Annotated in this window: 19 protein-coding genes and 1 CRISPR repeat array (1 of these 20 running past the window's edge); of the genes, 9 read left to right on the top strand and 10 right to left on the bottom strand. The window is 62.5% G+C overall.

Going from position 1 to position 20,865, the window contains the following annotated elements; translation table 11 throughout:
• Positions 1-602: a CRISPR direct-repeat array (repeat unit 37 nt; unit sequence GTTTCAATCCCTTCGTGGGTTTTCTGGGTTCTGCGAC) (it extends 16 nt beyond the left edge of the window).
• 236 nt (positions 603-838) lie between these two features.
• From P2T60_RS09200 to P2T60_RS09190, 3 genes are all read left to right on the top strand, one after another.
• Positions 839-1,213, top strand: a complete 375-nt coding sequence (locus P2T60_RS09200; protein ID WP_276278951.1) for a DUF7522 family protein — start codon at positions 839-841, stop codon at positions 1,211-1,213.
• 124 nt (positions 1,214-1,337) lie between these two features.
• Positions 1,338-1,637 (top strand): hypothetical protein, encoded by a 300-nt coding sequence (locus P2T60_RS09195; protein WP_276278950.1) that lies wholly within the window; start codon positions 1,338-1,340, stop codon positions 1,635-1,637.
• A 46-nt stretch (positions 1,638-1,683) separates the two neighbouring features.
• A complete protein-coding gene (locus tag P2T60_RS09190; protein ID WP_276278949.1) occupies positions 1,684-2,784 on the top strand; it encodes a Gfo/Idh/MocA family protein in 1,101 nt (366 codons plus the stop codon).
• An 18-nt stretch (positions 2,785-2,802) separates the two neighbouring features.
• Here P2T60_RS09190 and P2T60_RS09185 read toward each other — a convergent pair whose 3' ends face one another.
• On the bottom strand, positions 2,803-3,654 hold the full coding sequence (locus P2T60_RS09185) for an eIF2B alpha/beta/delta subunit family protein (RefSeq protein WP_276278948.1): 852 nt from the start codon (positions 3,652-3,654) through the stop codon (positions 2,803-2,805).
• 488 nt (positions 3,655-4,142) lie between these two features.
• On the opposite strand from P2T60_RS09185, the gene P2T60_RS09180 reads away from it, so the two are divergent.
• Complete coding sequence (locus P2T60_RS09180; protein ID WP_276278947.1) at positions 4,143-4,493, top strand: DUF7969 family protein; 351 nt, start codon at positions 4,143-4,145, stop codon at positions 4,491-4,493.
• Between the two features lie 22 nt (positions 4,494-4,515).
• Here the strand turns inward: P2T60_RS09180 and P2T60_RS09175 are convergent, their stop codons facing one another.
• The 4 genes from P2T60_RS09175 to P2T60_RS21870 all read right to left on the bottom strand — a co-directional run bounded on the left by P2T60_RS09175 (position 4,516) and on the right by P2T60_RS21870 (position 8,329).
• Positions 4,516-4,686, bottom strand: a complete 171-nt coding sequence (locus tag P2T60_RS09175; RefSeq protein ID WP_276278946.1) for a ribbon-helix-helix protein, CopG family — start codon at positions 4,684-4,686, stop codon at positions 4,516-4,518.
• Positions 4,687-4,800: 114 nt separating this feature from the next.
• Positions 4,801-5,010 carry a DUF8015 family protein gene (locus P2T60_RS09170; protein ID WP_276278945.1) on the bottom strand — a complete coding sequence of 70 codons (210 nt, stop codon included), beginning with the start codon at positions 5,008-5,010 and terminating at the stop codon, positions 4,801-4,803.
• A 300-nt stretch (positions 5,011-5,310) separates the two neighbouring features.
• Complete coding sequence (locus P2T60_RS09165; protein WP_276278944.1) at positions 5,311-5,571, bottom strand: hypothetical protein; 261 nt, start codon at positions 5,569-5,571, stop codon at positions 5,311-5,313.
• Positions 5,572-5,641: 70 nt separating this feature from the next.
• Positions 5,642-8,329: an RtcB family protein gene (locus tag P2T60_RS21870; protein WP_420028711.1), complete on the bottom strand. Its 2,688-nt coding sequence runs from the start codon at positions 8,327-8,329 to the stop codon at positions 5,642-5,644.
• A 380-nt stretch (positions 8,330-8,709) separates the two neighbouring features.
• Between P2T60_RS21870 and P2T60_RS09155 the strand changes: the two genes are divergently transcribed.
• On the top strand, positions 8,710-9,405 hold the full coding sequence (locus P2T60_RS09155; RefSeq protein ID WP_276278942.1) for a C1q-like domain-containing protein: 696 nt from the start codon (positions 8,710-8,712) through the stop codon (positions 9,403-9,405).
• A gap of 3 nt (positions 9,406-9,408) precedes the next feature.
• On the opposite strand, the gene P2T60_RS09150 is transcribed toward P2T60_RS09155, so the two are convergent.
• Positions 9,409-9,834, bottom strand: coding sequence for an archease (locus tag P2T60_RS09150; RefSeq protein WP_276278941.1), 426 nt, complete (start codon positions 9,832-9,834; stop codon positions 9,409-9,411).
• A gap of 144 nt (positions 9,835-9,978) precedes the next feature.
• Here P2T60_RS09150 and P2T60_RS09145 point away from each other — a divergent pair, with 144 nt between their 5' ends.
• Positions 9,979-10,551: a DUF2238 domain-containing protein gene (locus tag P2T60_RS09145; RefSeq protein ID WP_276278940.1), complete on the top strand. Its 573-nt coding sequence runs from the start codon at positions 9,979-9,981 to the stop codon at positions 10,549-10,551.
• Between the two features lie 93 nt (positions 10,552-10,644).
• Positions 10,645-11,184 (top strand): hypothetical protein, encoded by a 540-nt coding sequence (locus P2T60_RS09140; protein ID WP_276278939.1) that lies wholly within the window; start codon positions 10,645-10,647, stop codon positions 11,182-11,184.
• Between the two features lie 57 nt (positions 11,185-11,241).
• Here the strand turns inward: P2T60_RS09140 and P2T60_RS09135 are convergent, their stop codons facing one another.
• The 4 genes from P2T60_RS09135 to P2T60_RS09120 all read right to left on the bottom strand — a co-directional run bounded on the left by P2T60_RS09135 (position 11,242) and on the right by P2T60_RS09120 (position 18,966).
• Positions 11,242-13,227 (bottom strand): SpoVR family protein, encoded by a 1,986-nt coding sequence (locus tag P2T60_RS09135; RefSeq protein WP_276278938.1) that lies wholly within the window; start codon positions 13,225-13,227, stop codon positions 11,242-11,244.
• Positions 13,224-14,534, bottom strand: coding sequence for a YeaH/YhbH family protein (locus P2T60_RS09130; protein ID WP_276278937.1), 1,311 nt, complete (start codon positions 14,532-14,534; stop codon positions 13,224-13,226). The genes P2T60_RS09135 and P2T60_RS09130 overlap by 4 nt, the downstream gene beginning before the upstream one ends.
• Positions 14,525-16,798, bottom strand: a complete 2,274-nt coding sequence (locus P2T60_RS09125; protein WP_276282189.1) for a PrkA family serine protein kinase — start codon at positions 16,796-16,798, stop codon at positions 14,525-14,527. The genes P2T60_RS09130 and P2T60_RS09125 overlap by 10 nt, the downstream gene beginning before the upstream one ends.
• Before the next feature lie 104 nt (positions 16,799-16,902).
• Entirely contained in the window at positions 16,903-18,966 is a 2,064-nt protein-coding gene (locus tag P2T60_RS09120) for a PrkA family serine protein kinase (protein WP_276278936.1), read from the bottom strand.
• A gap of 571 nt (positions 18,967-19,537) precedes the next feature.
• Between P2T60_RS09120 and P2T60_RS09115 the strand changes: the two genes are divergently transcribed.
• On the top strand, positions 19,538-19,981 hold the full coding sequence (locus P2T60_RS09115; protein WP_276278935.1) for a DUF5820 family protein: 444 nt from the start codon (positions 19,538-19,540) through the stop codon (positions 19,979-19,981).
• A gap of 364 nt (positions 19,982-20,345) precedes the next feature.
• Positions 20,346-20,795, top strand: coding sequence for a UPF0179 family protein (locus tag P2T60_RS09110; protein ID WP_276278934.1), 450 nt, complete (start codon positions 20,346-20,348; stop codon positions 20,793-20,795).
• Positions 20,796-20,865 lie beyond the last annotated feature (70 nt).

Below are 20,865 nucleotides of genomic sequence, written 5' to 3'. Positions count from 1 at the left end.
GGGTTTTCTGGGTTCTGCGACCGCTGTCGTCCGAGTCGTCCGAGTCGTGTTTCAATCCCTTCGTGGGTTTTCTGGGTTCTGCGACGTGCGCTCGGGGAGCGTCGTCCGCTCGACGATGTGTTTCAATCCCTTCGTGGGTTTTCTGGGTTCTGCGACGCTCTTTCAGGTCCGACTTCGAGACGGTCGGCAGGTGTTTCAATCCCTTCGTGGGTTTTCTGGGTTCTGCGACGCGTCTCGACTTCCCGCCGGTTCTCGTCGTCCTCGTGTTTCAATCCCTTCGTGGGTTTTCTGGGTTCTGCGACGTGACAGTGCCCGTCCCTGTGTTCGGGCCGAGGTCCGTGTTTCAATCCCTTCGTGGGTTTTCTGGGTTCTGCGACCACTCCAGTACTTCACCATGGGCTTGTCGCTGTTGGTTTCAATCCCTTCGTGGGTTTTCTGGGTTCTGCGACCATCCCGACGCCGCCCTGTCCGGCGTCCAACTCGCGGTAGTTTCAATCCCTTCGTGGGTTTTCTGGGTTCTGCGACGGTTCTGCGACGGCGGCCCGTCCCACGACCAGCCTGCACTGTTTCAATCCCTTCGTGGGTTTTCTGGGTTCTGCGACAGGGGGTGAAAATCCGTCTAGCGACCAAATAAACCTTTCTCACCCCGTCGCTCTCCACCCGCGATTCGTGGACCCCCGCTGTACACGGACTTTAAAAAGGTCCACGAAGACCGGGAGACCTTCGGTCTAACTCCCTCGCCACCTTTCTATCTCCTCGGGCAAAACCTCGGGGGTCGATTCCCGAGTCGCCGGGACCGCCACTAGCACTTTTCCTGCTGTGTGTTGACGGAGGGGGTATGGGGGAAATTGTCTCGGACGACCTCGCCGACCAGTTAGTCAGTACCTGTCGAACCGCCGTGGGTGACGAACTCCGGAGCGTGACGTACTTCGACGAGAACGAGGAGGAACAGCTCTACCTTCGCGGGGACCTCGAAGCCGACGCCGACCTCGTGGGCTTCGCCGACAACGAGCGACTCGGGTTCCACTCCCAAGCACTCTACGAGGAGACCGAACTCGGCCCGTACCAGTTCACGATGCGCGTGTTCGACCACGGCTACCTCACGCGGGTCATCGTCGGCGACCACGGCGCGTTCGTCACTACCGACGCGATGGAGATGGACCGGTTCAGGGAACTCGCGTCGGCGATGGGGTCAGTCCTCGAAGGAGAGTAGCGGACCCGAGACTTCTTTTCTCGCCGTCGCGTCGCTCGACGGTTCCGCCGTCTCTCACCGAGTGGGAACCGCCTTCCCGTCTTATGCCCGCTCGGTGCCCACCTTCTGATAGAGGTGAGACTCCGTGACCACCACACTCAAAATCGCCGCGACGGTCCTGATTGCCCTCGCAGTCTTCGGTCTCGGTGTGACCGCGACGGCGGGCGCTCACGTCACCGACTTCGCGGCCGACCCCGTCTCGACCGTCGGGCACGTCTGCGACCAGTGGGGCCTCCAGAACGACTGGGGAGACCACCGGCACGGCGACGACTGGACGAACCATCCCCACCACGGCGACGGTGACGGCCACTACGGGCAACCGGGTCACCACGGCCCGCACGGGGGACCCCACGGTTCGCCGGGAACCCACGGCCCGCATCACTGACCGACTCCTGAAAAACTAAGCGTCTCCCCCGAGTACGTCCGACGACATGACTCTCGAAGTCGGAGTTCTCGGCTACCGTTTCATGGGTAAAGCCCACGCCAACGCGATGGCGCGACTACCGATGTTCTTCCCGGACGCCCCGGACGTGGAGCGCCACGTCCTCGTCGGGCGCGACGAGGACGCGCTCGCGGACGCGGCAGACCGCCTCGGGTTCGAGAACATCGCCACCGACTGGGCGGACGTGGTAGACGAGGTAGACGTTTTCTACAACCTCGGTCCGAACCACGTCCACGCCGACCCCTCCATCGCGGCGCTCGAAGCGGGCACGCCCGTCCTCTGCGAGAAACCGCTCGCAAACGACCTCGAAAGCGCCGAGCGCATGGCCGACGCCGCCGAGTCCGCCGGGGTGCCGACCGCCGCGGCGTTCAACTATCGGTACGTCCCGGCCATCCAGTACGCGAAGAACCTGATAGAGAGCGGTGAAATCGGCGAGATTCACCACTTCCGCGGCCAGTACCTACAGGACTGGCTCGTGGACCCCGAGGCCCCGTGGTCGTGGCGCAACGACGCGGAGATGGCCGGGAGCGGAGCCTTGGGGGACCTCGGCGCGCACACCATCGACCTCGCGCGGTTCCTCGTCGGCGACGTAGCGCGCGTCTCGGGCCACCTCCGGACCTTCGTGGACGAGCGACCCGTAGACGGTGGAGACGAAGCGCGCCCGGTCACGGTGGACGACGCCTACTCCGCGCAGGCCGAGTTGGAGGGCGGCGTGATGGCGACCCTCGAAGCCTCCCGGTTCGCCACTGGCCACAAGAACGACCACAGCATCGAGATTCACGGCTCGGAGGGGAGTCTGAAGTTCTCGCTCGAACGCCTGAACGAACTGGAAGTCCTCCGCGGCGACGACCGGGGCTACGAGACGATTCTCGTCACCGACGAGTCGGACCCCTACGTCGAACACTGGTGGCCGCCGGGCCACGTCCTCGGGTGGGAACACACCTTCGTCCACGAGAACTACGAATTCCTCTCGGCGGTCGAGAGCGGCGACGAGCACCACCCCGACTTCCACGACGGACTCGCGGTCCAGCGAGTTCTGGCGGCGATTCAGGAGAGCGACGAGCGCGGCGAGTGGGTCGAAGTAAACTGAACCCGCTCGGTGTGCGGGCTAGAACTCCCGGACGCCCTCGTCCGTGACCACCGCGTCGAGCAGGTCGGTCGGGGTCGCGTCGTAGGCCGGATTCTCGACGGTGAAGCCCTCGGCGGGTTCCAGCAGGACCTCGCTGGGCGACCGGAAGTCGTTCTCGAACCGGAAGCCCTCGCCGACGAGTTTCGCCGACGACCCGACGACGGTGACGGGAACGTCTACGTTCTCGGCGGTGGCGGCAAGCGGGAAGGTGCCCACGCGGTTGTAGAGGGTGTCCTCGACGATGCAGTCCATGCCGAGGAACACGCGGTCGCACTCGGGGAGGTAGTGACCGCAGGCCCCGTCAACGACGAGGTGGGCGTCCACGCGGTCCATCTCCGCGAGGGCGCGGGCGGTCTTTCGCCCGAGGTAGCGCGGCCGGGCCTCGGTGACGTACACCGTGAGGTAGCGTCCGTCGGAGACGGCGCGCTCGATGGCCTCCAGCACCGTCGATGAGTAGTCGTGGGTCAGGATGGTCGCGCCGTCCTCCACGAACCGCATGGCATTCTCGGCGGCCCGGCGCTTTGCGGTCTCGACCTGCTCAACCACGTCGCCTACTGCCTCGCCGAGGGCGTCCTTGGCGTCCGCGACCGTCTCGGTCCCGGCGTCTTCTACCATCGAAACGATGGCGCGCTGGGTCGTCACCAGCGAAGCGTGGGAGGGGTTCGCACGCCGGAGGGCCGACGAGTTTCGTTCGAGGTCGCGCTCGAAGTCCTCGACCGACGCGAAGTCGCGTTCGAGCAGGTCCTCCAGCGCGCGGGCGGCCTTCATCGCGACGACGGAGGAGCTATGGGTCTGCATCTCCCGAATCTCCTCGACCGTCTCGTCTATCATACCCGAAGGGTCTCCGCCGCGGGCCAAAGGTCTTGCTTCTCGGTGCGCGAGGCGGTAGGCTCGGGGATTCGGTGGGGGTCTCGGTCGGATTCGGCGGGATTCTCGGAGCGTCGCAGATAGGCCGGACGCGCTCGAACGACCATTCACCACGGCGCGGATGCCTCGCTTTTCGACCGGCGCGTGCGGGCGTGGCGTACGAGCGCCGCGCCCAACCGCGCGAGGTCAGTCGGGAGCGGAGCGACCGATGGCTCGCCGGAACTCGCTTCCGACGGCGGACGCGGGAGCGAAGCGACCGCGAGGTTGGGGAGGTGTGAGGTCCGCGGTGCGGGGCGGTCGCGGTGCGGTATGATTGGCGTCGGCAGTAGTTCGCGTCTCGGAACCGGTTCCCGGAGGTCCGTGAAAGAAAGACGAACTGAGGAACGTGGGGAACGAACCGAGGACCGCGCCTAGGCAACAGTCGAAAGTAGCCGCCGCGCCTACCACCGACCATGACCGACGTTCGGTACTACTGCCCGCGATGCGGGGCCGTCGCCGCGCTCGACCGCGAGGGGTATCTCGCCGACAAGTGCGTCACGCCGACTCCGCTCGACGGGTGGGAGTACGCCGACGCCTACGACGACTTCGAGGCGGCCGACGGCGTGCAAATCGTCTGCGGGGCCGACGAGACCGACGGAGAGGGATGCGGCGAGGTGTACTACCTGAGTTTCGTGAAGTTCGAGGACGGCCGCGAGGTTGACCCGAAAGACCGGTCGTTCGTCCCGCCGTCGGTCGAAGGGCCGTCGATAGACGACTCGGACGACGCGGACGACGACGGGCCGCGGTTCGACTTCAAGCCGTAGACCACGCGGCGCTCGCACCTCGTCACTCGGACTCGTCGCTCCCGCGCTGTTTCAACCACCGGTCGAGAAGTTCGCGTATCGCGGCCTCGCGGTTGTCCCGGTGGTCCGCGAACGCGATGTCGTCGATTTCTTCGAGTTCCTCCTCGCCGAGTTCGAGCGTGACCGACTCCATGTCGAGGTGGTCCTGATTCATATTGGAAACCCACCGAAGCACGGACACAAATAGATTCGTCAGACGAGCGGCCGACGCGCGTCGAAGTAGTCGAGCAGGAAACGGAACGGAGAGAAGAGGGGGACGATGGTCGGTCTACTGTCGGACGGTCGGAGTCGCGGGCGCGTCGGTCGCGGGCGCGTCGGTCGGGGTCCGGGCGAACATCGCGTGGCCTATCATGCCGACGGAGACAGTGCCAGCGAGCGGAACGGCGGTGGTGAGACCGAACCCGAGAGTCGTGAGGACGGCAGTCAGGCCGAGGAGCGCGAGCGGAATCAGACCGAGAATGAGGTCGTAGTAGTTCATGCGTACTACATACTACGGGCCGTATCTATATAAATCCATAGGGTTGGAAACGGGATGGGTAAGAAAATAATCGGTATAACTTATGCGAGCGCCCCGGTCCGAACTCGGCCGCGGTCCCGCCGCGCTCGGCCCGACGACCCGCTACGCTCTGGCGGCGCGTCGGTCCACGTTTGGCCGACGGCGAGGGCCGAGACGAACGCTCGGTCCTCGCCGATTCGGACACAATCTCGTTTGCTTTAGCGTTGAAAATACGCGTCTAACGATTACTAACGATGCCGAAACGACGGTACTTCCGTCTCCCTACTCGGCGGTGCGGCGCTCGACCACGACCTCCTTCGTCGGTTTGGCGTCGATGCCGAACAGGAACCCCGAGATGAACAGCAGTTCGTTGCCGAGGTAGTACCGGTCCACGATTTGGTTCACGAGGGCGATGTCGGGCGTCGTGGTCCCGAGGACGACGAGGACGAGGGCGACGATTGCGGCCAGACCCGCGAACCACCGGACCACGCTCCCCGAGACGAACCCGACGAAGAAGACGAGGAGTGCTTCGAACAGAGCCATCGCTCGGAAAATCGGTGGGCCGACGTATCAACTTCCGGGCAAGGGGGTCGGCGGGTTCGCTTCGTCCGAGTCACCCCTTGATGTTGCACACCGGGAACGTCCGGGCCACCTTGTCGCCGATTCCCAGCGCGTCTGAGACCCGAACCACCTCGTCCACGTCCTTGTAGACGCCCGGCGCTTCCTCGGCGACCGTCGCGCCGCTCTGGGCCTTGACGTAGATGTGTTCCTGTTCGAGTTCGTCCTGCACGTCGCCGCCCCAGTAGTCCTTCTTGGCCTGCGTGCGACTCATCGTCCGGCCAGCGCCGTGGGCCGTCGAACCGAAGGTGAGGTCCATCGACTCCTCGCCGCCCCGGAGAACGTAGCTTCCCGCGCCCATGCTCCCCGGAATGATGATCGGCTGACCCACGTCGAGGTACGCGCCGGGAACTTCCTCGTGGCCCGCGGGGAACGCGCGAGTCGCCCCCTTCCGGTGGACGTACAACTCCCTCTCTTCGCCGTCTTCCACGGTGTGGGTCTCCTTCTTGGCGATGTTGTGGGCCACGTCGTAGAGCAGGTCCATTTCCATCGACTCCCAGTCGCGGCCGAACACCTTCTCGAACACCTGCCGGACGCGGTGCATGATGAGTTGGCGGTTCACCCACGCGAAGTTGATGCAGGCGCACATCGCGTCGTAGTAGTCCTCGGCGAGGTGGCTCCCCGCGGGCGCGGCGGCGAGTTCCTTGTCGGGCAACTGGTTCAGCAGGCCCGCGTGGGCCTTCTCGATGTCCCGCAGGTAGTCGGTACACACCTGATGGCCCAACCCGCGACTCCCGCAGTGGATGAGGACGACGATTTGGTCCTCTTCGAGTCCGTAGGCGTCGGCCACGTCGTCCAGATACGTGTCGGTCACGCGCTGAACTTCGAGGAAGTGGTTGCCAGACCCGAGACTGCCGATTTGGTTCTTCCCGCGGTCCTTGGCCTTCTGGGAGACCTTCGCGGGATTCGAATCGTGGCGCACGCCCTCGTCCTCGCAGTGGGCCAAGTCTTCTTCGACGGCCCACCCTTCTTCGAGCGCCCACTCCATCCCCCGGTCGAGGATGGCGTCCACGGCGTCGATGTCGCCCTCCACGATGCCGCCACCGCCGAGACCCGACGGGACGTTCGCAAAGAGGGCGTCCACGAGTTCCTCCTCGCGGCCCCGCACGTCCTCGTAGGAGAGGTTCGTCTTCATCATCCTGACGCCGCAATTAGACACGACGAACTGATTTGCGACGAAGTTGTGTGCATCGTGTTCGACACCAATGTCGTAGACAGTCTCGGAACCCGCTTCGGAAATCGAGTCGATAGTCGTTTTGACCGTTAGGTTCTCTTGAACCTCCGTTGCTTCGCAGAACTCCTCAAAACTGGGGAAGTCCGCGGGTGGTCGTGGTCGTCCGTCTCGACCACTCCAGACGCTTCGCTCGATGAAGCGACCGTTAATGTCGTACTGAGTCTTGATTTCAGAAACCGCTGTACCTCCATCCGCAAGTACGACTGCTTTCTCGGCGATGCGCTCGCGTTTTTCGATGGCTTTCTCTTTCGTCTTGAGATACTGCGTTGCTAAGACTGCTTTCGTCCGCTTTTCTCGGTTGTATCGGTAGCCGACAGTCGTGAAGAACCGAACGAGGTTCTGTGAGTCGTTCGTAATACCGAGACGGAACCGTCGCATCTCGTGGTTACGGTTCGAGTCGGTATCGAACGACTCGATTTCGTTCGTTTCAATTCCGAGTTCACCAAGGTAGTCGGCCATCTTTTCGAGGAATCGTCGCCCCGCTTCGGCGTTCTCTACCGTTCGGTTCTGCGAAACCTTCGGGCAGTAGAGGTTCTTGTCGGCCATTGCTGACGGGGCACTCATCTCTGCACCGAAGAATGCCGAGAGATAAAGTGCGCGTTGCCAGTTCGTGAGACGGTCGAGGTACGATGGGATAGTAAAGTCTGACTCGACTTTTCGCCCCTCGGGAGCGCCGAGTTTCACCAGAAGACGCTGGAATGCTTTTGAAGTGGACCGAACGCTGTGTTCCGTTCGAGTGAACTCCGTCCCGTCGATGTCGTGGTCTCGCTCACGGGAGTAGATTTTCGACGGCTTGAATCCAACCCGTCGGATGTCATCCTGAATCGCTCGGAGGTCCGCTGGTTCGCCGTAGAACCACGTCTGACCACCGTGGCCGATAGCACCGTCACCGGTATGGAAGCCGACTAATTTCAGAAGCGGCGCGAGTTCGGAGTCAGTTGACTTCAAGGGAAGAACGTCACGCTCTTTCAAGACGCGGACGAGTTGCTGGCTCTCTTCTTCGAAGTCCGATTCGTCGAGAAGGACGAACTCGTCCGGGTCTTCGTCTGCAACCCCCTCGAAAGGATGGGTGTAAATCTCGTCGCCCTCCGAAAGCTCACTAAGCTCTTTCATACCTTCCGGAGTGGAAAAGGGATGGTCCGCGGTCGCCTCGACAGTCTCACCCGTTTCCGTCTCAACTTCGTAAACGGTCTCGTCGTCGGTCTCTGTGTACAGGCGAATCTGGGATTCGGTTAGCTCTTCACCCGCAACGACGGCGCTTTCGTTCTCGAAACGACTGGCGAGTTCAGCAATTTCCCGTCGTCGTCCGTCTTGTAAGAGGACTTCCGAATCTCCCGAAAGGCAATTGATGTCGTATCCGACCGCTCCGGGGGAGATACAGCCTTCCTCGGCGTCGATTCCGGCCACGCCGCCGACCGGGAACCCGTACCCCTGATGGCCGTCGGGCATGCAGACGTTGTACTTCCGGACGCCCGGCAGGTGCGTCGAGTTCCGCAACTGTTCGAGCGTCTTGTCGTCGGCGATTTGGTCGAGCAGGGTCTCGCTCGCCAGCACGCGCGCCGGAGCGCGCATGTCTCCTTCTTGTGGAATCTCCCAGACGTACTCACGGACCTTCTGGAGCGTAACGTCGCCCGCCTCGTAGGTATCTCTCGCGTCGTCGTCGGTCATACTCGTTGGTTCGTCGTCCGACCGGAATACGTTTCGCCATTCGTCTTGCTCCATGACGTGCCAAAAATAGATAAGATTACATACTGGGGTATCGAACCCATAAATATCATAGAAACAGATAAATTATAAAAGTATAAATATTTAGGTATTTATGATTAGGTATGGTCAAAGGAAACCACGACAACTCCGATGTAACGAAGCTCTCGCGTCGCAGTCTCATGGCGCTCGGCGCGGCACTCGCCGGAAGTGCGGGCGTAACAGCATTCAGCGGAACAGCATCTGCGCACAATCTCATGGAGTTCCGTGATGCATACGTGGGTGACGATGCCGAGAAATCAGGACTCGGCTCTCGCGGTTGGTTGTTTTTCGCCGAGGACACGGGGAAAATCTACAAGCACAACGGTAGTGAATGGATAGAAACGGGGATTGGTAGTTCTGCTTCGGAGACGACGCATAGTACTACTTCCGTATATCTCTCGTCCGACCAGTCTATAGCTAAGAGTACGCACGAGATAGTTCAGTTCGACACGGTTGAGTGGGACGAGCTAAATGCATTCGATACGACAGCAAATGAATTCGTCGCTCCGACGGCAGGAACGTACAAAATCAAGACGAGCGTCACGTACAACTCTCTCGGTGGGGACCACGTAGTGACTATAATAGAAATAAACGGGGAGGATTATGAAGCGAGATGGTCCACGACGCCGAAGGGAGACTGGGAATCAGTTCCGGTATCGACGATTGCTCGTCTCTCCAAAGGCGATTCCGTAACAATCACCGCCTGGAATCAAGACAACGACGACACATTGGTCGGTGAACGGTTACGGACTAATCTGCAAATTGAACAAATAAATTAATTTTTACACGTCCAACACGACGTAAGCCCGCCATCCCTCGTCGGTTTCGGCCAGTTCCATCTCGGAGTAAGTGACGGCCTTGATTTCGCGGGCCGAAATCTCGCCGAGTGGAACGCCGCGGGCGCTCCCCGACACCGCCCACTCGCCGGTTCCGTCCTCGCCGTCCTCTCGCCGAACTTCGGCCTCGTTCTCGACGGGCAGGACCGCCCGCACGTCTCGCTCGTAGATGAGTTCGTCCAAGTAGTCGAACAGCAGTGCCTCGCGGCTTTCGGCCCGAACGTCGAGTTCGAACCGGTCGCCGGACTCGGGCACGTCCTCGCACATCGCGGCGGCCATTCCGTCTGCCGCGGCCGCGAAGACCGACCCGAGGTTCCGACCGGTCGCTTCCACCGCAACGTCTGCGGTGTGGTCGCGGAGTTCGTAGCTCATACTGCTACCCACGGAACGCCGCGGGAAAGGTTTCGCTATCTCGTCGGTGTCGGAACCCGTCGCTCTCCGACCGTCCCGAAAGTCGCCTCCCGGAGCGTAGACGAACCTATTTCCCGGTTCCACACCTACGGTCGGACGACACGCATGAGTCGGACCACGCGGACCGCGGTGGCGCGAACCGCAGAGCGAGCCATCAGATACGGACTCGTCGCCGTGTTCGGAGAGGGATTCCGCCGCCGAAATCCGGGCGCTATCGTCAACGCCGTCGTCGCGCTAGCGGCCACGTTCTTCCCGAGCGCCGTCGAACGCTGGTACGGCGTGGAGTTCCGGCCGTGGCAACGCGTCTACGCCGGGATTGCGATGCTCGCCCACGCCATCGGGATGCTCGGACCGTACGACGACACGTGGTGGTGGGACCACGTGACCCACACGCTCTCGACCACGATTCTCGCCGGATTCGTCCACGCCGCCGCCGACCGCCGCGGCAGGGACCCCGCGCCGCGGGTTCTAGCCGTCGTCGTCTTCGCCGGACTGCTGTGGGAACTGCTGGAGTACGCCATCCACGCGGTGTCGCGTCGCCTCGGCATCGAACCGATTCTCGTGACCTACAGCAGGAAAGACACGCTACTCGACCTCGTGTTCAACATGGTCGGCGCACTCCTCGTCCTCGCGTTCGGCGACCGCTTGCTCGGGAACTTCACCCGGCACGGGGAGTGAGGGAGAGGCGGAGTATCCTGTCTCCGACCGCAGAAATGAATACTCACTCACACATCAGAGCGTTTTTGTACGCCCAATAATGTAGATAAATATATGCAAGATTCCGAAGAGGTGAAGCTAGACGGGAAGTTCGCAATCGCCTTCATAGAAGCCGTAGCCGACGTATCCCCGGCGTTCGAGGACAGAGCGCGCACGTTCCTCGAAGAAAACGGTATCTCGGAACCGTCGGCGGACGAAGCGTATCCGGCCGACGCGTTCGTAAACGCGTTCGAGCAGATTACCGACGAAATCGGCTCTACGACGACTCGAAAGATTGGGATACGAGTCATCGAAACCGTCGATTGGCCGCCGGGAATCGACTCCGTTGAGAGCGGATTTGATGTTCTCAACGAGACGCACGCGGAAGTCTACGGCGATGCCCCCGAGAGTATAATCGGCCGCTACCGGTTCGAGAAGACGGGCGACCGGGAAGCGCGCGGTGCCGTCACCGAGAACTTTCCCTATCCGCGTGCGTGCATCGAGGGTCTCTTCGAGGGCATGTTAGAGGAATTCACGTCGGACTCGGTGTTCCCGAACGTGTCGGAGACCGACGCGCGCGACGACGAGAAGTACGCCTTCGAGTTGAGTTGGTAGACGACCGAAGGTGGCGTCCGACGACGCAGAATCGCTCTGTAGGACCGATTCTGCGGACTACGCCAACCAGTCTTCCGGCTTGGTGTCGTAGTCCACTTCGGTCGCGGCGATGTCCTCGACTTCGCTCCACTTCAAGTCCTCCATCGTGAACGTCTCGCCGTCGTAGCGCAGGAGTTTGCCGACCTCCTCGGGTTCCGGTTCGCGGTCGCGCCGTCGGGCGATTTCGGCGTCCCGGTCGTCCACCTCCTTCACGATGGTCTTGAGGTTCACCGGCCGACCCCACAGGTCGAACACGCGCTCCAAGGTCCGCTTGGCCTGCTCGATGTCGAGCATCACGCCGTTGTAGTGGTGGCCGAGCAACAACTCGTTACGGTTGTTGTAATTGCCGTCGTACACCGCGACGGTCGGTTTACCGAAGTTCGTGAACTGGAGCATCAGTTTCTTCTTCACGTCCTCGTAGTCCGTGCTGGCGACTCTGTAGTCGCCCGTGGTCTGACTGAACTCGTAGGTGAAATACTGGTTGTCCGTGACGAACTCTTGGGTCAGATAGCTGTCGAGGAAGGTCACGTCGTTGTTCGACGCCCGAACGTCGCGCATCTTGTCCCATCCGGTGGTGTAGTCCACGTCCGCGATGGCTTGCTCGACGGACTCGAAGCGCGCGTCGTCCACGATGTAGCGCGCGAACTGCTCTAAGTCCTGTTGAGAGACCGACCGCAGGAACCCGCGGTTCTGGCGCTTGCACAGCGAGAAGTGGCGCTCGGCCAGTCCTTCGTAGGTCAGAACCTTCCACGGATAGCTCTCGACATCAATTTCATTGTTCTTAGCCTTCTCTAGATTTTCTTCGTCCACTTTCTCAGGTGCGAGCGCGTCCAACTCGTCCAGACTCTCGGGGTCGATGCCGTCGATTCTGGGGTCGGGCGCGAGCAACTCCTGCACTCGGTCGAAGTCCACCGTGTCGTGGAAGTTGCGCCACGTAACGCCCTCGGTCCGGAGGAGTTTCCGGCAGACCTCCCGGCGGTTCTCGGTGTTCTCGATGTACTCCCAGAGTTCCTTGCCGAGCTGGTAGGGGTTGAGTCCCGGCGAGTTCAGGACCCGCGCCTGATGGTCGGCGTACAGCAGGAACTCGTCGTCGCCCGCGAACGCCTCTTCGCCCATCATAGCCGATTCCCAATACGCGGCCCATCCCTCGTTCATCACTTTCGTCAGCTTCTGGGCCGCGAAGTAGTACGACTCCGCTCGAAGCATCTCCAGAATCTCCTTCTGCCACTCGGTCATCTCCTCGGCCTTGCCCGACTCCTCGTCGTAGGCCTTGCCGTGGTCCCGGAGGAACGCCAGCACGTCTCTCTCGGGTTCGTCGAGTTCGGCGGCGTCGGCCTGCTCGTCTAGCCACTCCTCGTCGAACACCTGCTGTTTCACCTCGTCGGAGAGGTCCATCTCTTCGAGTCGCTCGGCCAACTCGTCGTCGGGCATCTCGTCTTCGTCGTCGTCCTCGCGCTCGAACTGGCGCTTGAACGGTTCGTGCTGGTCGATGTTGTCCTCCAGACACAGCACGCTGTCTATCCACTGCTCGACCGCCTCGCGGTCGATTTCCGGGTCGGACATGTACTCCTCGATGCGCCGAGCGTGGCGTTCCAGCATCGCCGCGGCGTCCAACTCGTCGGCGAACATCCGGTACCACCGGTTCTTGGCGAAGAAGTCGGCGTGGGCCTCGACGTGGGTGATGACCGCCTTCTGGTCGGCCACGGCGTTGGACTCCTGCAGGAAGGCGTGGGACGGGTCGTCGTTGATGACGATTTCGAAGGCCTTCCCGCCGGTGTATTGGCCCTGCTTCTGCTGGCGGTCGTACTGCATGCCCCACCGCCAGTGGGGGTAGCGCTCTTGGAAGCCGTTGTACGCGATGAGTTCGTTCATCTCGTCGTAATCGACCACCCAGTAGTTCACGTCGTAGGGGTCGAGTCCGAGTTTGTGGGCCAGATTCCGGGCTTCGTCGGCCGGTTCCCGCAACGGTTCGGCTGCCTTCTCGGTTCGGGGTCGGTCTCTCATGATTCGGCCTCCGTGCTGAGAATCTCGTAGATGGCGTCGGTCACGTCCTCGGGACTGTTGACGTAGCTCACGGCCACCTCGTTCGACTCGCCGAAGTGTTCGTCCACTTCCTCGGCGTGGGTCGCGTTGATTGCCTTCCCGTCGGGTTGGGTCTCGACGTAGGCGTGGAGGTTCGCCGGAATCTCGTCCATCATCGGGATGACGTTCTCGCTGGTGTCGTTCCGGGAGTTTTCGCTGTCCCCGGCCGCGAACACGTAGCGGTTCCAGTCGGTCCACGGGTAGCGCTCGTCCAAGATTGCGGCGGCGAGTTCGTAGGCCGACGAAATTTTCGTCCCGCCGCCCGACCGAATCCCGAAGAACTCGTCGCGCTCGACTTCCCACGCCTCGGCGTCGTGGGCGATGTAGACGAACTCGGCGTTGTCGTACTTGCCGGTCAGATACCAGTCCAGCGGGGTGAAGGTTCGCTCGACCAACTCGCGTTTCTTCTCGCGCATCGACCCGGACACGTCTCGGATGTTGACGACCACGACGTTCTTCTCGCGCTCCTCGATGATTTCGGGGTAGCGGTAGCGCTCGTCCTCCTTCCGGAAGGGGACGTGGCGGATGCCCTCCTCCTTTATCTTCTGGGCCGTACTCCGGTGGGGGACGCTCTCTTCGACTTCCTCGATGGACTCGTACGTCGTCTTCTCGTCGTCGGGAATCTGCTTGTAGGCCTCTTCGAGCCAGTGTTTCGAGACGTTGATGGAGTTCTCGCGCGCCCAGTCGAACGTCTTGTCCGGTCCCCACCCGTCGATTTTCAGCACCTCTTCGAGGAAGTCGGGGTCGAAGTCCATCGCTAGCTTTCGCTTCAGACCCTCCTTGAACATCCGCTCGAAGTCGAGGGTGGAGTCCGGGCCGGTCCGGGTCATGTCGGTGAAGTCGCCCTCTTTCTCCTCTACGACCTCCTTGCCCTTCGGTTCCAAGTCGAGACCCAACTCGTCGTCCAACTCCTCGGCGAACTCCTCGGGGTCCATCTCGTAGTAGTCGTGTTCGCCCGACTCGTCGCCGGGGTCGCCCTCCTCGTCGCCGTCGCCGGGTTGGGGTTGTGGCTCGCCCACCGGGTCGCCCACGTCGGGGTCGCCCTGCCCGATGCCGCCCTTGTCCATCTGGTCGTAGGCGAACTCCGGCAGGTCCACGATTTTGATGGGGATGTTGATTTCGTCGGGCAGGCTCTGGCCGAGGTCCCCGTACTGGATGAAGTCGGCGAGGTCTTGGCGCTTGTCCTCGCCCACTTCGCGGTACCGTTCTATGTCCTCTCTCAGTCCCATTTGTAGCTCACTTGGTCCATGACGTGTTGGCTGGTCAGCTCGGCCGACGCCTCGGTGTAGCCGAACATCTCGACTAAGTTCGAGACGGTCTCGTCTTTCACCGCCGCCGTCTCGGTGTCGCTCGGCGGGTCGGCCCACTGGTGGGGGTCGAAGTCCTCGTACACCCGGCGCACGTCGTCCCAGTCGTAGTTCGCCAGCACCGTCTTGATGATGGGAATCTCTTTGGGGTCGATGTCCGACACCGAGAAGTCCTCGTCGCGGTTCTCCCACGCGTGACGGTTCAGCGCGGTGATGACCTTGTTGCGCCGGAACTCCTCGACCGCCGGGGCGGGTTCGTGGTCCGACCCGTAGCTGTCGGGCGAGAACCGACCGAGGTGGTCGGTCTCGAACACCTTCATCTTCAAGGCGTCCGGTTCGACGCGCTCGCCGCGGTCGTTCTCGACGGTGTCGTCGGTCGCCCACGCGTAGACGTGTTCGATGTACTCCTCGACCGTCTCCTCGTCCACGCGCTTGTCCCGCATCATCGCGTCGAGAACGTCCTCTTCCTGCTTTTGGAAGATGTGGTTTTTCACGGGGACGAGTCGGTTCTCGTACTCGGTTCGCTCGGCCGTCGAGAAGACGGGCGCGCCCGTCAGGTCCTCGGCCATCGCGTTCAGGATGTCCCGAGGCATGATGACCTCCTCGACCGGGTAGTCTGCGTGCGCCCGGTCGCTCTCGTCGTTGAGCAGGTCCGCAATCACGTCTCTGGTGTAGGTGACTGGGATGCCCTGCTCGCCGTCGTCTGCGTCGTCGCCGAACTCGAAGTCGTCCTTGTCGAGTCGGTCGTCGCCGTCGAGCAGGTAGCCTCTGTCGAAGAGTTTGGCCTTGTCCACCAAGTCGAGACCCGCGGGCACGTCCTCGCCGTCGAGTCGGGAGACGACGCTGTAGAGCGCCGCGGCCTCGATAGCGTGGGGCGCGAGTTCTCGCTCGCCCACGCCAGCCCCGTGGTCTTCCTTCCGGACGCGGACCGAGAGGGGTTCCCGGATGAGGTTTTCGAGTTCGTCGTAACTGTCGGCCTTCCACACGTCGGTCTCGTTTGTCAACTCCCGGCGGATGAGTTCGGCCTCCAGACTCAGGTTGGTGAGGTACTTGAACCGCCGCCGGTCGAGTCGGCGCTTCAGGGCCTTCAGCGGGTCGGCACCGCCCGCGTCGGCGTGCTGGTTGAGTTGGGCCTCCAAGTCCGGATTCGAGATGATGAGCAGTTGGGTGTCGATGTCCATCTGGATTCCCTTGTCCAACTTGACGGTCTTCTCGTCGGGCACGTTCAGGAGCTTCTGGAGCAGGTCGGCGTGCTGGGCGGCGTCCTCCACGATGGTCAGCAGGCCGTTACCCTGCGAGAGAACCCCGTCGTAGCTGAACGCTTGGGGGTTCTTCCGGCCGCGGGAGTCGAGTTCCTGCAACATCCCGCGCATCCACGACCCGACGAGTCGCTCCTTGGGCGGCCCGGAGTCCTCCGAGTGGAGGACGCCGATGCCGTGGCCCACGTCCACGACGTAGTTCTTCACCCGGAGGTGGTTCGGGTCGGTGATGGCGCTGAACAGGTCCTCCTCGCCGGTCCGCCGGTACTGCTCTTCGAGGTAGTCGTAGGCTTCCCTGCTGAAGGGGTCGAGCGCGCTATCGACCGTCACGTCGATGTGGTCGGAGACGCCCTCGTTGACCTGCGCGAGGATGTCCTCGCGGACCTCCTCGGGGAACACCGTGAGGGGATTGGTCTGCACCGGACTCGGGAACCAGTTCTCCTCGTCGGCGGCCGCCCGTTCCTCGCCGTAACTCAACCCTCTGGTCTCGCTGGCGCTGGCGATGTTCCACTCGACGGTGTACCGGCGTCCCGCCTCGGTCTTCGAGAACTCCCGGAGGCCGTTGACGAGACACCGCTTGAGTTCGGACTTGCCCGTCGCGGTCGGGCCGTCGAACCAGATAATCTTCTCGGCCTTGCCGCGCTCGGCCGCGATGGACCGCAGGTCGTCCACGAAGGCGTTCAGGACCTCGGTGTTGCCGAGGATGGCGTGTTCGCCGTCGTTGGCGGGGTCGTCGAAGAACAGGTACCGCTCTTTCTCCTCGCCCTCCTCGATGACGGTCCGAGTGCCCATCGACTCGATGGCCTCCAGCAGGTACTTGCTCGCGTGGGCCGCGACGGTGGAGTTCTCGAACGCCTCGTCCACGAACTCGGGGAGGCTTTTCGGCTCTTCGTAGGTCTCCCGGAGTTCGCGGTCTGCGGCCTCCACGAACTCCTGTCCGTCCGGTTCGTCGCCGTCCCCGTCGTCTCGGAACCCGTCTCGGCCGGTAGCGTCGTCGCGGCCGGTCCGGTCGTCGTGGCCGGTCGCCACGGTTAGTCCTCCATCTCCGCGCGAGCGACTTCTGCGCCAGCGAACTCCAGCACCTCCTTCGCGCCCTCGCGGGAGTAGCCTTGGTCGGTGAGCGCGTCTATCCACGCGTTCTGCTCGTCGTCGTCCATCTCGTTGGACGACACCAGCGCCGAGAAGTTGATGTTGTGCTTCTTGTCCTCCCAGAGCTTGCGTTCGAGGGCGCGGCGCAGGCGGTCGTTGTCCTGCGGGTCGAAGGGCGACCCCTCGCGGGCGCGCCGGGACACCCAGTTGCTGACCTCTTGGCGGAAGTCGTTCTTCCGGTCGCGCGGGATGTCGAGTTTCTCCTCGACCGCTCGGAGGAAACTCTCGTCGGGTTCCTGCTCACGGCCCGTGAGTTCGTCTTCGACGGTATCGTCGTCGATGTACGCCATCACGTGGTCCATGTACTTCTCGCCCTGCCGCTGGATTTCCTCGATGTCGTAGGCCAGCGCGTGGCGCACGTCCTCGATGGCGCGGTCCTTGTACTCCTCGCGGACCATTTCGAGGTAGCGGTAGTAGGTGTCGAAGTTCTCCTCGGGGATGGAGCCGTGATTTTCGAGGTTCTCCTCGAAGTGGTTGAACACCGACAGGGGACTCAGGAACCCGCGGTCCCGGTGGGTCGAGTTCATGATGGCCTCGGCGATTTCGTCGCCGATGAACCGGGCCGAAACCCCTTCCATCCCCTCGCCGATGTCGGCGGTCTCCTCGCCCTCCTCGCGGAGTTTCTTCACGTCAACGTCCTCGCCGTCCTTTATCTCGCCGTTGTAGGCTTTGACCTTCTGCATCAGGTCCACCGTCTCGGAGTCGGGTTCCTCGATGCGGGTCAGGACGCCGAACAGTCCCGCCATTTCGAGGGTGTGTGGCTCGATGTGAACGTCGGGCACGTCGGCGTTGCCCAGCATCTTCCGGTAGATTTGGGCCTCCTCGTCGTATTCGAGGACGTACGGGAAGTCGATGCGCTTGGTCCGGTCGTTGAACGCCTCCATCTTCTCGTCGCCCTTCTTGTCGCGGTACTCGGGCATGTTCGTCCGGCCGACGATGACTTGGTCGATGTCGATTCGGGGGTTGTTCTTCGGTTTGATGGTCTGCTCTTGGGTCGCGTGGAGGAAGTCGTAGAGGAACTCGCGCTGAAGCTTCAGGAGTTCCTCGCCGCTGAAGATGCCGCGGTTGGCGTTACAGAACGCCCCCGAGTAATCGAAGGCTCTGGGGTCGGACTCGCCGTAGATGGCGATTTTCGAGTAGTTCACGTCGCCCGTGAGTTCGGTTTCGTCCTGATTCTTCTTGTCCTTGGGTTCGAAGGTCTCGACGGCTTGGCGCTTGTTCTCGTCTGCGGTCAGGCGGATGACTTCGACGTGGTTTTCCAGCACCTGCTGGATGTCGTCGTCGTAGTACGCCAGCAGTGCGTCCATGTAGAACGCCGACGCGGGGTCGAGGCTCTGCTCGTTCTGGATGGTGTAAGGAGCGTCGAGGTTCTCGTTCAGGTCGTCCACGACCCGCTGGCGCTGGTCGAGGGGGAGCAGGACGAGGGGGTCTTGGTTCATCGGCGACCGGACCGTGTCGTCGGCCGGGTCTTGGTCGTGAATCACGTCACAGAGGTTGGTCCACTTGTAGGTGTACATCCGACCCTCGTCGCTGAGGGTGTAGTCCTCGAAGTAGGTCCGAACCTGCCGGTCGAAGTCGGACTTGCCGGACCCGACCGGGCCGAGCAGGAGTTTGATGCGCTTTTCCGGCCCGAGTCCGCGCGCGCCGGACTTGACCTTGTTGACGAACTCGTGGATTGCTCGGTGAATCTCGTGGCCGTAGAAGGTGTTTTCGCCGTCGTGAAGCGGGTCTTCCGAGGCCAGTAGGTACTCGACTACTCCGGCGTCTTCGTCGTACTCGGTGCCGTAGTAGTCGAACATGTCCGCGACCCGCTGGTGGGCGTTTCTGGCGATTTTGGGGTCGGCGTACAACTCGTCGAGGTACCAGTCGAACGACTTGGTCTCTCGGAGGTCTTCGGGCATCGATTCTTGGTACCGCTGGCTGAGTTCTTCCAGTGTTTCTGTCATCGTATCACGTGTTTCGTTGGGAGAGGCGAGAGAGGCGAACGGCTGACCGGTGGTTTGGCAATTTGCGGTCGAAATATGTGGTAGTCGTACACGTACAAAGGTGTGACGGCTAGTTTGGCAACTGACAACTCATCACGGACATGGCGGTGTCGGTGCCACGTCGCCCTGCCGAAGATTCCTTCGGTCTCGCTCGTCCGCGAGACGCTCCGTTGCTGGTCCGTCATGTGCGTGCCATCCCCACACCCCATTCACGGCGACGACACGGCAGAGGGCGACGAACTCGTTCGGTCGTGACGGGGCTTTGGTAGGTGTTACCGAGTACCGCGTGGGTCTCTACCACCGATACTATTTAATGGATGGGATGAGACAATATATAACTGTTGGCTCGACTCACATGCTACTTAATATAAATTAATATCTTTGAAGGACGACGACTGACGCGGGCGAGAGGTGTCGTCGGTTCGTTGGCGGTTGGTAGCATATACCATCTTTAAGTCCGGACGCGCGAGGGGGCGTCAGTCGGCCGTGTGCGACCGCCAACGCCTTATCGCGCAGGACCGAATCGGCGTGCATGAGCGACGGCGACCCATCGGCGGACGAGACGCCGCGCGGCGACGACCCCGACGCGCCCGACGACGCGGACCTCCCGGAAGGGTGGCGCGTCTGGAACGACGAACCCGGCGGGCGGCGAATCCTCGCGTACCGACCGGACGTGTTCGACGCCGCCCAGTTCCCGGCGGCGTGCATGCCGACGCTGTACGTCGCGGCGGGCGCGCCCAACCGCCCGGCGTCGGAGGCCGAGTACGGGACGACTCGCGTCTGGCGCGTCGAGTTCTTCCTCGAACCGGAGGTCGAAGTCGTCCCCGCGCGGACGTACGACACCCGCGAGGAGGCGCTGGCGGGCGCGCGCGAACTCGCGGACGAGTTCGCGCGCGGCGAACTCGACTACCGCGGCGCGTACCAAGTCCCGCGCGAGGAATATCTGGACGAACTGGACGAGTTGACCGGCGAGTGACGTGATTCGGCCGTGGAACCGTCGTCGGAGGCGACGACTCCCGACCGACCAACACACCCCAGACGCTCGGCCCGACAACCGCCGGGAGGATAAAGGGGCCGCCCGCTCGCGTTCACTTCAGTCGTCTCCGCGGGGCCCCTATTCGACGCGCCGAGCGAAGCGAGGCGCGAGAATATCCCGCGGAGCGACCGCGAGCGGGCGGGGGCTTTCTGGACGCTCACGGTCCCGATTCTCGCGGTCGATGTCACGACTCCAGCGATGCGTAGCGAACGGGCGAAGGCGTTCCGAACCGACTCGACGCAGGGACGGAACCACCGAGTAGAAGGACGAGACCCTTAACCGGGAGGCCCGCATACGCCTCGCTATGTCAACTATCACCCTCATCGGAACCCGCCTCGCCGACGCCGGACAGGAGTTCGTCTATCAGGGCGAAGCCTCGGCCTGCGAGGGGTGTCCGTACCGCGACCAGTGTCTCAACCTCTCGGCGGGCGTGCGCTACCGCGTCAGCGACGTGCGCGACGGCGCACAGACCCTCGACTGCGGCGTCCACGATACGGGCGTCACGGCCGTCGAAGTCGAACCGGTCGGCGTGAAAGCCAACGTCCCGGCGAAGAACGCCTACGCCGGGAGCAAGGCCAGTCTCGCCGGGCCGTGTCCGCACACCCAGTGTCCGAGCCACGAGTTCTGCGAACCCGCGGGCGCGGAGTTCGAAGAGGACTATCAGATTTCCGAGATTCTGGGCGAACCGCCACACGACTACTGCATGCTCGACAGGGACCTGACGCTGGTGGAGTTCGCACCCGAAGACGAGTAGACGTTAATCTGCCATGCTTTCGCATAGATTCTTGTTTTCCTTAGAAACATCCACGTTGCTTAGACGGTCG

The organism is Halorussus caseinilyticus, assembly GCF_029338395.1.
Lineage (GTDB): Archaea > Halobacteriota > Halobacteria > Halobacteriales > Haladaptataceae > Halorussus > Halorussus caseinilyticus.
This window is presented reverse-complemented; position numbering and strand designations above follow the sequence as displayed.

Excerpts from the sequence above, each read along its gene's own strand:
- P2T60_RS09135 (WP_276278938.1), bottom strand. The coding sequence starts at position 13,227 with ATGAGAGACCGACCCCGAACCGAGAAGGCAGCCGAACCGTTGCGGGAA.
- P2T60_RS09170 (WP_276278945.1), bottom strand. The coding sequence starts at position 5,010 with ATGAACTACTACGACCTCATTCTCGGTCTGATTCCGCTCGCGCTCCTC.
- P2T60_RS09180 (WP_276278947.1), top strand. The coding sequence starts at position 4,143 with ATGACCGACGTTCGGTACTACTGCCCGCGATGCGGGGCCGTCGCCGCG.
- P2T60_RS09185 (WP_276278948.1), bottom strand. The coding sequence starts at position 3,654 with ATGATAGACGAGACGGTCGAGGAGATTCGGGAGATGCAGACCCATAGC.
- P2T60_RS09190 (WP_276278949.1), top strand. The coding sequence starts at position 1,684 with ATGACTCTCGAAGTCGGAGTTCTCGGCTACCGTTTCATGGGTAAAGCC.
- P2T60_RS09155 (WP_276278942.1), top strand. The coding sequence starts at position 8,710 with ATGGTCAAAGGAAACCACGACAACTCCGATGTAACGAAGCTCTCGCGT.
- P2T60_RS09200 (WP_276278951.1), top strand. The coding sequence starts at position 839 with ATGGGGGAAATTGTCTCGGACGACCTCGCCGACCAGTTAGTCAGTACC.
- P2T60_RS09150 (WP_276278941.1), bottom strand. The coding sequence starts at position 9,834 with ATGAGCTACGAACTCCGCGACCACACCGCAGACGTTGCGGTGGAAGCG.
- P2T60_RS09120 (WP_276278936.1), bottom strand. The coding sequence starts at position 18,966 with ATGACAGAAACACTGGAAGAACTCAGCCAGCGGTACCAAGAATCGATG.
- P2T60_RS09130 (WP_276278937.1), bottom strand. The coding sequence starts at position 14,534 with ATGGGACTGAGAGAGGACATAGAACGGTACCGCGAAGTGGGCGAGGAC.
- P2T60_RS09140 (WP_276278939.1), top strand. The coding sequence starts at position 10,645 with ATGCAAGATTCCGAAGAGGTGAAGCTAGACGGGAAGTTCGCAATCGCC.
- P2T60_RS09110 (WP_276278934.1), top strand. The coding sequence starts at position 20,346 with ATGTCAACTATCACCCTCATCGGAACCCGCCTCGCCGACGCCGGACAG.
- P2T60_RS09175 (WP_276278946.1), bottom strand. The coding sequence starts at position 4,686 with ATGAATCAGGACCACCTCGACATGGAGTCGGTCACGCTCGAACTCGGC.
- P2T60_RS21870 (WP_420028711.1), bottom strand. The coding sequence starts at position 8,329 with ATGCCCGACGGCCATCAGGGGTACGGGTTCCCGGTCGGCGGCGTGGCC.
- P2T60_RS09165 (WP_276278944.1), bottom strand. The coding sequence starts at position 5,571 with ATGGCTCTGTTCGAAGCACTCCTCGTCTTCTTCGTCGGGTTCGTCTCG.
- P2T60_RS09115 (WP_276278935.1), top strand. The coding sequence starts at position 19,538 with ATGAGCGACGGCGACCCATCGGCGGACGAGACGCCGCGCGGCGACGAC.
- P2T60_RS09145 (WP_276278940.1), top strand. The coding sequence starts at position 9,979 with ATGAGTCGGACCACGCGGACCGCGGTGGCGCGAACCGCAGAGCGAGCC.